A 13404-nucleotide genomic window follows, 5' to 3' on the forward strand; every position below is an offset into this window, starting at 1 on the left:
TGCGGTCCGAAACCCGACGGTTCATGGTCCCCCAACGCCGACGGGGACGCGTGTATCGAACGGGTCATCTCGGCGTCTCGATCGCGGTTTACGCGCCGATCGGGGCGGGACTGTTCGTCGCCGGCGCCGATACGCTCGCAGTCCTCGCTGGCGCCGTAATGTTCTGGTTCACGATGTTACCGGACGTCGACCACAAACTCCCGATCGTCCCTCACCGCGGGCCGACGCACAGCCTCGTGTTCGCGGTCCTCATCGGCGGCGTGGGCGCGGCGACAGGAACGCTGGCCGCATCGGAATTCGGCATGACCGCCGCGATCAGTCTCGGGGCGTTCGGGTTCCTCCTCGGCCTCGCGACGGTCCTTGCACACCTACTCGCCGACGCCTTGACCCCCGCGGGCGTGCCGCTATTGTGGCCGATGTCCGGACGGACCTACTCGCTTTATCTGTGGGGGGCGGACAGCACGGTCGCAAACTACGGACTCTTCGTTGGCGGTGTGGTGACCGCGATCGGTGTCTTCGTGGTCGTCGCCCGTCTGGTTGGGTTCTGAGATCGCGATCGAGAACGTCCCGGATCGAAATCGATCGCAGCGACGCTCCTCGATTCGAGACCACACCGGGGCCGTCCCGCGGTCCGATCACTTATCACTCCTCCGGGCAGAGAACTGACCATGCCACAGATCCACCTCGATGAAGAGACGATCGAGCGCCTCGATGGTCTCCGCGCCGACGGAGAGGAGTACGACGAGTTGATCAATGAACTGATCAATATCTACGAGGTCGAGGAACTGACGCTATTTCACAGCGGCGACGCCGAGTGAGCCGGTCGGGTCACTCCTGGTAGGCGTTCCGAGTCTGCTCCCAGGATCCGGTCGACTCGAGGCGATCCTGTAACGCGTCGGCGTATTCTTGAACCAACCGCTCTGCCTCCGCGAGTCGATCGTCGTCGGCTCCATCGCCGAGACCGAGCGCGTTCCGAACCGCATCGAGAATTCCTCCGGATCCGCCGGCGGACCCGCCGCCACCCCCGCCGGCCGCGGGCATTCGCTGGCGGATGTTCTCGATCTCCGGCATCATCTGCGGGAGCTTCGAGGTGTCGGCGACGAGGCGGGCACGGTCAGGATCCTCGGGATGTTCGATTTCGAACTCCGTTGCGGTCATGATCAGGCCCCACTCCTGACTGGAAAACTCCGAGTCGGCGACGCGGTCGTTGAACTCCCGATCGACGGCCATCCGGTCTCCGACGATCGAGTCCATCCAATCGCTCATGGAAATCGATAGGCGGACGACTCAAAAGAACGTTGTGCTCGTCGACTTCGCGATCCCGGATGCGGATTCGAACGTGACGACGCGACGATATCCCCTTCGATGGCAGTCGATCTCCGCGCCACGTACCCCGCGGTTTCTTTAGCCATGGCGACCGAGTCGGGCGTATGATCCCCGACTGGCTGCCGCTCCATCGGTTGGTCATTCCGATCGCGTTCTGCCTCGCGTTCGCGGTCATTGTGGCGGTCGACCGCCCTCGGGGGTCCTGGGGGCGGAAGCTCCGATCGCGGCTCCTCCTCGGCGTTCCGTGGGGGACGATCATCGCCGTCGGAATCGTCATCTGCGTCTACCTGTTTGTTCAGCGGGGAATCGACGACCCGACCGATCCGGTCGTGATTCCGTTTCGTGCATGGTCGTACGTCTATCCGGAGGGAATGGTGCTTTCGGGACTCTCACACGCGAGTCTCAATCACGTCGTCGGAAATCTCCTGGCGACGCTCGTGGTCGGGAGCCTCGCCGAATACGCCTACGGTCACTTTCCGCGACGACGCGGAGCGATTTCCTTTCGAACGCTCGGCGAGAACCCCGTCTTCCGGGCGTTTCTCGTCGTTCCGGTCGCGATGATCGGCGGTGCCATCATCGCGAGCATGTTCTCGATCGGGCCCGTGATCGGCTTTTCAGGCGTCGTTTTCGCGCTGTGGGGGTTCACTCTGGTTCAGTATCCGCTCGGTTCGATCGTCGCGCTTGCGGGCGCCTCGCTCCTGAACGTTCTCTATCGGGCGTTTCGAAACCCGGTCGTCGAGGCCTCCGCTAACCCGTCCTACGGGGGACCGTGGTGGGCGAACATCTCGATCCAGGGTCACGCGATCGGGTTGATCCTCGGCGTCCTCATCGGGGCAGTCCTCGTCCGTCGGCGCGAACGACATGCCGCGACTCGGGGATCGATCGAACGCGAGAAGTGGACTCGACGGCCTGCGATCGTCGTCTTTACTGGCGTGTTGCTTTTCGCCTCCTCTCGGTCGCTGTGGGCGGTTTACTGGTTCCTCGGGAACGAACGATACGTGCTCTACCGGGCGATCGGGGTGGGCCTCATCGTGTTGTTGGCGCTGATAGTCGCGCTTGCGGCCGCTGGAGGTCGCGATCCGATCGTTCCATCGTGGGCAGTTCCGAATCCGGAGACGTTCCGGGAAGCAGTACGGTCGGCATCGCCACGAACGATCGGGATCGTGCTGTTGCTTTTCGGCTTCGGCGTGCTCGCGGGGCCCTCCATCGCACCGAATCTGAGCACCGTGAGTGACGAGGAGTTGCCCGGCGACCCGATCGAAGTGGAGGGCTATGAGGTGACCTACGCCGAGGACGTTCCAAACCAGATGGTGAACGTGATAGATATCGAGGCGTTCGATCGAACGACTCGGGTGAACACCTCGGGGGTGATCGTGAAAAACGCCGATCGCGGCATCTGGATCACCGCCGTCTCGCGGGGGAACCTCAAATACTGGGGGTCACGATCGGTCGAGATCGGCGGCCCCGGTTGGCGCGAGACGATCATCGCCCATCGAACCGGCTGGAAGGCGATCGGCACGGGGACGGCCTACCGCGTTGATCTCGAACACGCCGGCGATCGGCGAACGGCCTTCCGCTCGGATCCGGTCGAGGCCGAACCGACCATCGAGGGACGAACCGTCTCCGTCGCCGCAGTCGAGGGGGGATTCGAGGTCTCCGTGACTCGCGGAAATCGAACGAATTCGCGGACGAGTACGGAATCGAGAACGGAGACGGCACCACTTCCCGCGGAAAACGAGTCGGTCGAGTTACAGGGACTAACGCTCACGCGAGAGGAGCGTCGCATCTATGCGGAATCGAACGACACACGCGTTCGGGTGCTCGAACGGGAGCGATACGAAGGGCGCGAACGAAGCTAGGTGGCATCCGTCGACCGGGAGCGATCCCTCGGTCCGGACCACTCGATCCGGTAGACCTCGGTGTCGATCGTCTCGGTTTCGGCGTCGTGGTGTTCGAACTGGGCGTCGAGGTCGAACTCCGCTGCGAACGCGTGAGTCACCTCGCCGTCATGATCGGACGCGAACGACCGAAGGAATGCCTCACTACCGGCGTTGTGCACCGAATAGGACACGTCAGCGATCTTGCTTGCGGTCTCCAGGAACCCACGATCGGCATGGCGATGGCCGTGTTGTGCGCCGAAGGGGGGGTTCATCAGGACGGTCGTTTGCTCCGTCGGGCAAAGGGGGGCCCGGGTCGCGTCCGCCCGGATCCAATGGACGGGCGCGTTCGTCCCGACACGTCGCTCGTTCCCCCGGGCGGTCTCTATCGGGCCGGCGTCGATCTCGACGCCGATCACCCGCGCGGGTCCACGGAGGGCGGCCGCCAACCCGAGCATGCCGGTTCCCGTCCCCAGATCGACGACGGTCCGACCCTCGATGTCACCCTGGAGGTCGGCGAGATGGACGACGTGGGCAGCAAGTTCCGGCGGGGTGGGATACTGTTCAAGCGACGCGTCCGGCCGCTCGAAGCCCACGACGACCCCGAGTTTCGTCGCCAGGGAGCGTTTCGAGGCCATACCTCACCCGCCGATCGTCGAGTCGCCGGTCACTCGGAACGTAACTCCCTCTCTCGATGCGCGCTCTGAAAGCGCCGCGAGTGCGGGTTCGACCCGGTCGGGAGCCTCGATCTCGTCGACGGTGACCTCGATCCGACCGACACCGAGGAAGGCCGCAGCGCGGACGAAGCCCCGAAGCCTATCGGCCTCCTCCTGGGTGGCAATCGAACAGTCCTCGGCAAAACATGCCGTAACGGCGAGACCAGCGGGTTGATACCCCCGCCGTGACAGCTCGCCTTTCAGATCTCGGAGATATTCGGGAGCGGTGCTCTCGAGGTCCTCGCCGTCGATAACGACGGGATCGACGTCCGCGGGTCGACACCCCGTGATCGGTCCTTCGACGGCAGCGGAATCGGTGGTGCTCATGCACGGACATATTCTCTGGTTATACATATATCTTTGTAAATGTTTGGTGGTAATATCCCATGGCGGAATCGGGGGAAGATGGCGATCAAACTCCGACGGACAAGAAATCCGTCGCTTCGATCGTGAGGTAGCTCTCGAATCCCGACAGGGGCTTTCCTCCGGCGGCTCCGGCACACAGGGACGACGACGTTCGGGACGTAGCAGGGGTCATTTATCATCACCCTGTCACCAAGGTTTAAATACACCACTGACCACAAACCTTATAATGGAACGTCCGAGCAGACAGCGACAGCAGGAACAGGACACCGAACAGGAGGCCGACGAAACGCTGTCTTGTCCGGAGTGTGGATCTGCGGAGATTGTCACGGACGCCGACCATGAGCTAGTGTGTGATGACTGCGGGTTAGTTATCGACGAACAGCAGATCGACCGGGGCCCCGAATGGCGGGCGTTCAACCACTCCGAACGGCAATCGAAATCTCGAGTGGGCGCGCCGATCACGGAGACGATGCACGACAAGGGGTTGACGACGACGATCGACTGGAAGGACAAGGACGCCTACGGTCGATCGCTTTCCTCCGAGAAGCGGTCACAGATGCATCGGTTGCGCAAATGGCAAGAGCGCATTCGCACGAAGGACGCCGGCGAGCGGAACCTGCAGTTCGCGCTCTCGGAGATCGATCGAATGGCTTCGGCGCTCGGCGTCCCCCGGTCCGTTCGGGAGGTCGCCTCGGTGATCTATCGCCGCGCACTCGACGAGGACCTCATTCGCGGGCGGTCGATCGAAGGCGTCTCCACCTCCGCGCTATATGCCGCCTGCAGACAGGAGGGAATCCCCCGATCGCTCGACGAAGTTGCGGAGGTTTCACGCGTTCCCCAAAAGGAGATCGGCCGGACCTATCGGTATATCTCCCAGGAACTCGGCCTCGAACTCAAGCCGGTCGATCCGAAACAGTTCGTTCCCCGATTCGCCTCCGCACTTGACCTCAGCGAGGAGGTCCAAACGAAGGCAACGGAGATCATCGACGTCTCCGCCGAGGAAGGCCTGCTCTCCGGGAAATCCCCGACCGGCTTCGCCGCCGCCGCGATCTACGCCGCCTCGCTTTTGTGCAACGAGAAGAAGACTCAACGGGAGGTCGCAAGCGTTGCGCAGGTGACCGAGGTCACCATCCGCAACCGGTATCAAGAGCAGATCGAGGCGATGGGCTTTCGATAGCGGAGACCGCTTTAGGATTCTGCGGTCGCGAGGAATACGACGATCTCCCGGTTCCACAGGCCGAGCCGGACCGTTCTACTCTCGTGATCGGGAAGCCGCTCGGAAAGCGATCCCTCATGGGCCGGTTCCGCCAGTACGACGGCCGGCTCGCCGTCCAAATAGTTCGGTTCAGCAACGCTGGCCGTCTCGGCGCCGGTCCGTTCGACGTACCACGCCATCGGTAGCCGCTCGCGGAAGGCATCACGGTCCGTCTCTGTGTCGATCGGCGGGCGATCGAGGACCGATTCGTCACTCACCACGTAGGACTCGCCGACCCAGACGATCCGTTCGTTCCGAGGCGCCGCGCGCTGGAGCGATGCCTCCATCTCCCCGACGAGCGGTTCGAGATCGTCGGCCGGCTGGCCGTACTGTCCGAATCGATCGTCGGGGGACGGGTTCGTTCCGACGTCATCGAGGAGCACGACGGCGCCGTGTATCGCGACCGCCGCGAGAAGGAGCGTCGCTATTGCGGTGCGTGCGGCACGACGATCCCCGTCACGTTCACGGCGGCCGTATCGATATATCGCCGCCACCCCGACGCCGGCTGGGATCGATGCCGGAACGAGGACGTGAACAAGCGTCCAGGGCGCGGACACCGTCGCGACGACCGGGTACCCGATCACTCCGAGCCCAGCCCACGCCGATGCGAGAAGCACGACCCGCCGGTGTCGGTGCTTTGCCGGCGCGATGAGCCCGTATCGGTCCGCAAGAAAGCCGGCCAACGCGACCACGAGGAGGGGCCCCGAGGTGACGACGGCCGTTCCGATCGCATCCGAGAGAAACGGGAGTAACTCGGTCCCGGCCCGGCCGAGCACGCGAACACCGAGGAACGCCGCCACGGGCTCGCGCACGGTCTGCCGAGTGAACGCGATCGGATCTCCAAGCGAACTCCACACACCGCCGCCACGGGGAGCAAAAACGACTATCCACGTCCCCAAGAGCACGAAAACCGCACGCGCAAGCGGCGTCGCTCGCTCGACGAGCCACTGACCGGTCGCAGCGACGCCGGCGGCGAGCCCTCCGGACGTGCCCTCAATGCGGCTGTGGTCGGCAGCGACGAGCGACGCCGCGATCACGAGCACGAGCGTCGCGACGGCGAATCCCGAAAACCCGACGGCGATCACCCACGCTGCGACGCCGGCATAGAGGTATCCATCGTTGACGTCGATGTCGCCCGTCCACCGATGGAGCCAACCGACGGCGAAAAGCGCTGCTCCCGCGGCGAGAACGTCCCCGCGCAGGAAGCGACTGTAATGAACGAAAAGCGGTGTGAATCCCAAAACGACCGCGACCGCGATCGTCTCATCGTCCCGGAGCCGGTCACGAAAGGTGAGTGCAGCGGCTGGTAGCAGGCCGGAAAGGATCGCGACCGGAACTCTCGCGACGAAGTCACTCGGCTGGAACGCGGCGAGGACCCGTCCACCGATCAGGTACAAAAGCGGCCCGCCCGCGACCGGCCGATACTCGTGGACGCCGGTCTCGACGTACCGAAGCGTCCAGTAGCCGACCCGAGCCTCGTCCCAGTGGAGGGGACGGTCGCCGAGTCCGACCACCCGAAGGAGAATGGCGACCGCGACGATGGCGGCCACGCTGGTCCGCACCCGGACCGGATCGTTCGACATACCGGTGGTCTCGTCCTCGTGTGGCAGGAACGTTTCGGTTCACTCGTCGCGATCGATCCCGTCCGCCGACTCCGCCGGCCCCGCCGAAGCGAACGACTCGAAGACGTCCCGGTGGAGCGATTCACAGACCCGATCCGCCAGCGTCTCCAGGTTCCGCGTGTCCGCCCGGTTGTAGGAGACGAGCGTCTCAAGCGCCTCGTCGTCGCCGCGTTCGTACTCGTGCCACAGTCGAACGGCATCGCGTCCGGACAGATCCGGGCGATCTCGGCGAATCCCGATGTCGGTCTCGATCGATTTGAGCCCGCCGGAGAGACCGAGTCGGCGACACGGGTACATGAGATCGAGGTGGGGCGTGTCGACGTTGATGTCGAGTGACGTCTCGAGGAAGGGTACATCGAAGCGCGCGCCATTGAACGACGCAATAAGCGACGCCCCCGAGAGGCGCTTGCGGACCGCCTCCCCGGTCAGGTCCTCACCGCGGACCAGGGTCGTCGTCTCCCCATTGTGATGAAAGCTGACGGTCGTTACCCGGTCTCGGTGCTCGTCCAGGCCGGTCGTCTCGATGTCGAAAAAACACGTCTCCGATCGGAAGTCCTCGTAGAGCCGCCATCGCTCGGAACCGGGGAACGCGTCGTCGAAGAACCGGGCGTTTCTCTCCGCGAGGTGATTCCGGGCGTGGTCAATGAACGTCTCGATCCGCTCTGCGGTCGTCGATCCGACGCCCGGAACGTCGATCGAGGGGTCGAAAGCGTCCCAGTCGGTGATCCCCCGCTCCCATAGTCGTCGTTCCGTGGCCTCCCCGACGCCGCGAACGGGGATGAAGCTGTTCTCGATGCGCACGTCTCCACTCCAGCGTTCCGTCCCCTTGAAACTCGCGACGTGCCCGCCGACCTTACTCGGCGGTTCGATCGGGGACCGGATCCCCGTCATCGATCGTCGAGTCGCCTCCAACCGGCACATTCGCTTCGCTATCGGGGGCGTCCTTCCACTCGCCAAGTCCCGAGGGATCGAGGTGGACGTGTGCATCTCCGACCTCCGGAACGTCCCGAATCCGGGTGATGAGTTCCGTCTCCAGGTCGTGGGCTTCCCGAAGCGTCATCTCGCCGTCGACCTCGGCGTGGACCTCGACCTCGATGTCGGTCCCATCGTAGAACACCCGCAGGTCGTGGACCCCCTCGACGGCCGGATGGGAACGCAGGGATCCGCGGATCCGATCGTAGTCCTCATCGGGGGGCGCAGCGCCTACCAGATAGGTCACGTTCTCGCGGGCAATCTGGATCCCCTGATGGATGACGAGAAGACTGACGAATCCACCGGCGATCGCATCGAGGGATGGGACGCCAAGAAGGACCCCGAAGACACCGACGACGGCCGCAATGGACGTGTAGATGTCGTTGAGGCTGTCGATCATCAGCGCATCGAGCGCGGACGACCCCAGATCGACATTCACCCGCATCGTGTATCGATACAGCAGATACATATCGGCGATCGAGAACCCGAGTGCGCCGAGCAACGCGACATCGAAGACGACTTCGGGTTCGCCGATCAGCGCCGTGACGGATTCATAAAACAGGTTTCCGCCGAGCAAGACGATGATCGACCCAACGAAAAGCGCGGTCAACGGCTCGATCCGCTGGTGGCCGTGTGGGTGGGTCTCGTCGGGATCGGTGTAGACCGACCCGCCCCACACGAACACCACGAGACTCGCAACCAGGTCGGCCACGGAATGGGCGGCGTCGGCAACGAGAGCGACGCTTCCGAACGTGAGGCCGACCGCTCCCTCGACGACGATCTTCACCGCGTTTCCGAGAACGTTGACCCCGGCCGCACGCTTGAACCGCCGTCCCTCGCTCGTCATACCTCCACTCGGGGACCGGGCGTTCTTAAGCGATCGCGTCTCACTGCGTCCCGCTGCCCGTCTCTATCCCAATTGACGGCGGCTCCCCTTTGGAATCCGCGATCGCAACTCGCCATGGAGATAGAGCCCGACGCCGATCGGCTCCCGGCCGCCGGCGATCTCGTGGGCCGCGATGAGGTAGCCCCAATCTCCCTCCCACCGGTCGATCGGTTGGTCCTCGCCGGCCAGAAACGCCTCCGCCTCGTCGGGTTCGAGTTCGATCACGTTCCGGCTCGCGTGTCGGCCGAACCGTGAGACGGCGCGGGTCGTGGGCTTCCAGTGTTCCTGACGTGTCCGCAGAAACGTCATTCCAAGCGCCTCGATCCGGGACGGATTCGTGGCCTCGCCGGCGTACACCCAGACCTTCCCGGCGCCTTTCACGTAGAACGCGTAGGGTTCGAGGACGGCCGGCGGGATCCCGAATCGTGTCTCCCACCAGTCGATCACCTCCTCGCGCGTTGGTCGTCCGGGCACGGTTCGATCGTCGGCGGTCGCCGGGAGCCGGTCGAACCGTTGACCGACGTTCGTCGGTGAGTCGTCGGTCATGTCGCGGTCACCTCCTCCGATCGCCGTTTTGAGTTCTCGTTGGCCTCCCTTTCGCCGTCGGTGACGCGCAACTTCGCACAGAAGAACCCGCCGGTGTCGTTGTGGTGTGGGTAGACCCGGTGGGCCTTCTCCATCGCGTCGTCGAATCGTTCGCCCTCCCACTCCGTGATTCCTGGTTCCGTTCGGATCGGGAGATCGAACTCGACGAGTTCGCACGGTTCCGTCTCGAGAACGTGCTGGAGGACCGCCTCGTTCTCCTCGGGGGCGAAGGTACACGTGGAGTAGACCACGGTGCCGCCCGGCCGAGTCGCCTGGACGGCGCGTGCGGCGATCCCCTTTTGCACCCCCGCAATCGCCTCGACGTGTTCGAACGTCCACTCATCGAGGACGTCCGGATTCTTCCGACAGGTCCCCTCACATGAACAAGGAACGTCGACGAGCGCGTGGTCGAACGCCTCGAAGGGAAACGGCGAAAGCGAGAGATTGCGGGCATCCTGATTGCTAACGGCGACGCTCGTGGTCCCGAGTCGCTCCGCGTTATGTCGTAATGCCGAGAGCCGTCCGAGGTTGTTGTCATTTGCGACGACCGTCCCCCGATCGTCCATGTCGGCCGCGATCTGGGTGGTCTTGCTTCCCGGCGCGGCACAGGCGTCGAGGACGCGATCGCCCGGTTCCGCTTCGAGCGCGAGGGCCGGCAGCGTCGAGACCTCCTCTTGGCCGTGGATCCAGCCGTGGACGTACGGCCAGTTCGTCCCCGGACTTCCGTCGGGAAGTCGCAGGAGTCCCTCGTGCCAGTCGACCGGATCAAACGTGACGTCCTCCTCCCGAAGCGCTCGTCGAACCCGATCGGGGGTCGCCTTGATCGTGTTCACACGAACGACGGACGGAAGGGAGCGATCGCACGCCGCGAGGAACGCTTCCTCGTCGTCGACGAGCGGTACATACCGCTCGAGTGGATTCATACTGCCCATTCGGGGACGTCGGATTTGTCCATTTCGACTCACGGTGGGGACGCTCATCGCCTCGAACGCGCGGTTGCGTATAAGGGGATCCGCCCGAAACGATCGTCCATGGCACGGATCAGCGTTCTTGAGGACGATCTCGAACTGGATTCCCCGTTCCTCGTCGAAGGGCTACCGGGAATCGGTCTCGTCGGCAAGATCGCGGCCGATCACCTCGTCGAGACGTTCGAAATGGTGCACTACGCGAACGTCCACTGTGAGGGCATTCCGCCGGTGGTGAGGTATATCGAAGACGACCCGCAGCTTTCAACCCCCGTTCGTATCTACGCCGATCCGGGCCGGGATTTGCTCGTCCTCCAGAGCGACGTTCCGATCGCCCCGTCGGCCGCCATCGAGTTTGCCGACTGTCTGTCGGGATGGTTCGACGACCGCGGCGTCACGCCGGTGTACCTCTCGGGACGTCCCGACAACAAGGGGCCTGCGCCGCCGTCGGTATACGGGATTGCCGCCGGCGAGGGCGGAGCGCACCTGGAACGCGTGGGAATGGATGCGCCCACCGAAAGAGGACTCGTCAGCGGACCGACCGGCGCGCTACTTTCACACGCGGTCGAACATGGCGTCACCGCGGTCGGGTTCGTCGTCGAATCGGATCCGCAGTTTCCCGATCCCGAGAGTGCCCGCGCGCTTCTCACCCACGGCATCGGACCGCTGGCGGACGTCGAGGTACCGACGGACGAACTCGTCGACCGGGCCGACGAGATCCAGCGTGCGAAAGAACAACTCGCCCTCCGCATGCAGGATCTCGAGGAGGAAAGCACCGAGGCGCATCCGCTCCGGATGTATCAGTAGGTGTCGACGGCCACACGCACCATCAATCCCGTCCGCCCGCTTCGTTTCCTTCAGTCGCCTCCAACTCGTTCAGGATCGGCTGATACTTGAGTTGGATCTCGTCCCACTCCGTCTCCGCGTCGGAGTCGACGACGATCCCGACGCCGGCAAAGAGGGTAGCTTGTGAGTCGTCGGCCACTGCCGAGCGAATGCCGACGGCGAACGTGCCGTTCCCCGCGGCGTCGAACCACCCGATCGGCGCCGCATACCACCCGCGATCGAACGGCTCCGTCTCCCGGATCGTCGACAATGCCGCTTCGGGCGGAAGCCCGCCGACCGCCGGCGTTGGGTGTAACGCCTCGACGAGCGCCAGCACGTGGGTGTTTCCTTCAAGTTCCGCCGTGATCGGCGTGTGGAGATGTTGGACCGTCGCAAGACGTTTGACCCGTCGATCGCCGGCGGCAATCGAGGCCGCAAACGGCGACAGCTGATCGCGAATGGCGTCGACGACGAGTTCATGTTCGTGGACGTTCTTCTCGTCGGCGGATAACTCGGCGGCGAGCCATTCGTCCTCCTCCGGGGTCTCGCCGCGACCGGTGGTGCCTGCAAGCGCATCGGTTTTGACGGTTCGACCGCGCATCGAGACGAGCCGCTCCGGGGTCGCCCCGAGAAACGCGGCCCCGTCCGTGCTGGCCTCGACGAGGAACGGGTAGCAGTTCGGATGGCTCTCACGGAGCCGTTCGATCGTTGCGCCCCGGGAGAGTTCCCCCCGAAGCGTGGCCGCCAGGGCCTGTGCCAACACGACCTTATCGAGTTCGCCCTCGCGGATGCGGTCGATCGCTGCCTCGACGCCGACGCGCCACTGCTCGCGTGTTGTGGTCCGACCGAGTTCGGCGATTCCGGGGCGTTCGGGACGGTTCGATCGGGGACCGTCATCGAGCCCGTCGAACGTCTCCGTGGCCCGATCGAGTCGCTCCTCGACGTCCGCGGCGTCCGCATCCGGCTCGAGAGCGTTGACGGTGAGCCACGTCCCGTTGTCCGCATAGGTGACCTGCACCCGCGGCAGAACGAAGCGGGCCTCCGGAAACGACTCCCAGGGCGCCCCATCGGTCGCGTTCTCGTGAAAGGCGAACCCGCCGAACAGCCGCGGGCAGGCGGCCTCGGTCCCGGCGTGAACGTCACCCGAGGCGAATACCGCCTCCGCCGTCTCGCGGATCGACTCGAATCGATCGGGACCCGAGGCGGTGAGCGTGGCCGCGCTCCCGCCGGCGACGACGGTCGCCTCCGCCGGCGCTCCCCAGACGGTTCGTGGGCGAGGAACTGCCTCGAAGGCCGCCCGAAATCCCGGCTCCCGGATCCGGCGGGTGCGGCTCACGAGCCGCACGGCGTCGGCGGCGGGTGAGGGATCCATCGACACGTCCTCGGGGAGCGAGGGCCTTTATCCTAACTATACCGCTCCTCACACCAGGGGTTCGCGGTCCCCGAGTAGCCGCGCTTCTCCCAGTAGCCGCGCTCGGGTTCGGTGAGAAATTCAACGCCAGTCACCCACTTTGTCCCCTTGTAGGCGTACTTGTGTGGGGTGACGACGCGGACCGGCCCGCCGTGGTCGGCGGGCAGATCGTCGCCGTCGAGCGCGTGGGCGAAAAGCACCTCCTCGCGCGAACAGTCGGCAAGCGGGAGGTCCGTCGTGTAGCCATCGAGCGCGTGAAACAGGACGTGGACGGCGTCATCATCCACGCCCGCACGCTCCACGATATCGGGAAACGGGATTCCGGTGAACATACAGTCGAACCGGCTCCAGCCGGTCACACAATGGAAGTCCTGTTTCTGAGTGACCGAGGGAAGATCGCGAAACTCATCGAGATCGTAGGTCAGCCGGCGGTCGACGGCGCCGTACACTTCGAATCGCCACTCGGAAGGGTCACAGGACGGCGTCTCGCCCTTCGAAAGCACCGGAAACCGATCGGTGCACCGCTGTCCCGGGGGGAGGCGCTCGTCTCCGTACTCCCGGTAGAGATCCGTTACGTCGTCGGTCATGGCGACCGTTC

Annotated in this window: 15 protein-coding genes; 5 read left to right on the forward strand and 10 right to left on the reverse strand. The window is 64.5% G+C overall.

Annotated elements, in window-relative coordinates; all coding sequences use genetic code 11:
- The first annotated feature begins 50 nt into the window (after window positions 1-50).
- Both ACERIT_RS01930 and ACERIT_RS01935 read left to right on the forward strand, forming a co-directional pair.
- A complete protein-coding gene (locus tag ACERIT_RS01930; RefSeq protein ID WP_373673355.1) occupies window positions 51-548 on the forward strand; it encodes a metal-dependent hydrolase in 498 nt (165 codons plus the stop codon).
- Window positions 549-668: 120 nt separating this feature from the next.
- A complete protein-coding gene (locus tag ACERIT_RS01935) occupies window positions 669-818 on the forward strand; it encodes a hypothetical protein (RefSeq protein ID WP_373673124.1) in 150 nt (49 codons plus the stop codon).
- A 10-nt stretch (window positions 819-828) separates the two neighbouring features.
- On the opposite strand, the gene ACERIT_RS01940 is transcribed toward ACERIT_RS01935, so the two are convergent.
- Window positions 829-1266 (reverse strand): DUF5799 family protein, encoded by a 438-nt coding sequence (locus ACERIT_RS01940; protein ID WP_373673125.1) that lies wholly within the window; start codon window positions 1264-1266, stop codon window positions 829-831.
- Window positions 1267-1430: 164 nt separating this feature from the next.
- On the opposite strand from ACERIT_RS01940, the gene ACERIT_RS01945 reads away from it, so the two are divergent.
- Window positions 1431-3185: a rhomboid family intramembrane serine protease gene (locus ACERIT_RS01945; protein ID WP_373673126.1), complete on the forward strand. Its 1755-nt coding sequence runs from the start codon at window positions 1431-1433 to the stop codon at window positions 3183-3185.
- Here the strand turns inward: ACERIT_RS01945 and ACERIT_RS01950 are convergent.
- Together ACERIT_RS01950 and ACERIT_RS01955 are read right to left on the reverse strand one after the other, a co-directional pair.
- Window positions 3182-3841, reverse strand: coding sequence for an METTL5 family protein (locus tag ACERIT_RS01950; RefSeq protein WP_373673127.1), 660 nt, complete (start codon window positions 3839-3841; stop codon window positions 3182-3184). The genes ACERIT_RS01945 and ACERIT_RS01950 overlap by 4 nt on opposite strands.
- Before the next feature lie 3 nt (window positions 3842-3844).
- Window positions 3845-4246 carry a hypothetical protein gene (locus ACERIT_RS01955; protein WP_373673128.1) on the reverse strand — a complete coding sequence of 134 codons (402 nt, stop codon included), beginning with the start codon at window positions 4244-4246 and terminating at the stop codon, window positions 3845-3847.
- A 265-nt stretch (window positions 4247-4511) separates the two neighbouring features.
- On the opposite strand from ACERIT_RS01955, the gene ACERIT_RS01960 reads away from it, so the two are divergent.
- Entirely contained in the window at window positions 4512-5462 is a 951-nt protein-coding gene (locus tag ACERIT_RS01960) for a transcription initiation factor IIB family protein (protein ID WP_373673129.1), read from the forward strand.
- A gap of 11 nt (window positions 5463-5473) precedes the next feature.
- Here the strand turns inward: ACERIT_RS01960 and ACERIT_RS01965 are convergent, their stop codons facing one another.
- The 5 genes from ACERIT_RS01965 to ACERIT_RS01985 all read right to left on the reverse strand — a co-directional run bounded on the left by ACERIT_RS01965 (window position 5474) and on the right by ACERIT_RS01985 (window position 10528).
- On the reverse strand, window positions 5474-7123 hold the full coding sequence (locus ACERIT_RS01965; RefSeq protein ID WP_373673130.1) for a flippase activity-associated protein Agl23: 1650 nt from the start codon (window positions 7121-7123) through the stop codon (window positions 5474-5476).
- A 39-nt stretch (window positions 7124-7162) separates the two neighbouring features.
- Window positions 7163-7963: a ribonuclease H-like domain-containing protein gene (locus ACERIT_RS01970; protein WP_373673356.1), complete on the reverse strand. Its 801-nt coding sequence runs from the start codon at window positions 7961-7963 to the stop codon at window positions 7163-7165.
- Window positions 7964-8015: 52 nt separating this feature from the next.
- Window positions 8016-8981, reverse strand: a complete 966-nt coding sequence (locus ACERIT_RS01975) for a cation diffusion facilitator family transporter (protein ID WP_373673131.1) — start codon at window positions 8979-8981, stop codon at window positions 8016-8018.
- Window positions 8982-9044: 63 nt separating this feature from the next.
- Window positions 9045-9566 carry a hypothetical protein gene (locus ACERIT_RS01980; RefSeq protein WP_373673132.1) on the reverse strand — a complete coding sequence of 174 codons (522 nt, stop codon included), beginning with the start codon at window positions 9564-9566 and terminating at the stop codon, window positions 9045-9047.
- On the reverse strand, window positions 9563-10528 hold the full coding sequence (locus tag ACERIT_RS01985) for an RsmB/NOP family class I SAM-dependent RNA methyltransferase (protein WP_373673133.1): 966 nt from the start codon (window positions 10526-10528) through the stop codon (window positions 9563-9565). The genes ACERIT_RS01980 and ACERIT_RS01985 overlap by 4 nt, the downstream gene beginning before the upstream one ends.
- A 108-nt stretch (window positions 10529-10636) precedes the next feature.
- On the opposite strand from ACERIT_RS01985, the gene ACERIT_RS01990 reads away from it, so the two are divergent.
- Window positions 10637-11377, forward strand: a complete 741-nt coding sequence (locus tag ACERIT_RS01990; RefSeq protein WP_373673134.1) for a proteasome assembly chaperone family protein — start codon at window positions 10637-10639, stop codon at window positions 11375-11377.
- A gap of 22 nt (window positions 11378-11399) precedes the next feature.
- On the opposite strand, the gene ACERIT_RS01995 is transcribed toward ACERIT_RS01990, so the two are convergent.
- Both ACERIT_RS01995 and ACERIT_RS02000 read right to left on the reverse strand, forming a co-directional pair.
- On the reverse strand, window positions 11400-12767 hold the full coding sequence (locus ACERIT_RS01995; protein WP_373673136.1) for an isochorismate synthase MenF: 1368 nt from the start codon (window positions 12765-12767) through the stop codon (window positions 11400-11402).
- 32 nt (window positions 12768-12799) lie between these two features.
- A complete protein-coding gene (locus ACERIT_RS02000; protein ID WP_373673137.1) occupies window positions 12800-13393 on the reverse strand; it encodes a sulfite oxidase-like oxidoreductase in 594 nt (197 codons plus the stop codon).
- Window positions 13394-13404 lie beyond the last annotated feature (11 nt).

This window comes from Halopenitus sp. H-Gu1 (assembly GCF_041821145.1).
Lineage (GTDB): Archaea > Halobacteriota > Halobacteria > Halobacteriales > Haloferacaceae > Halopenitus.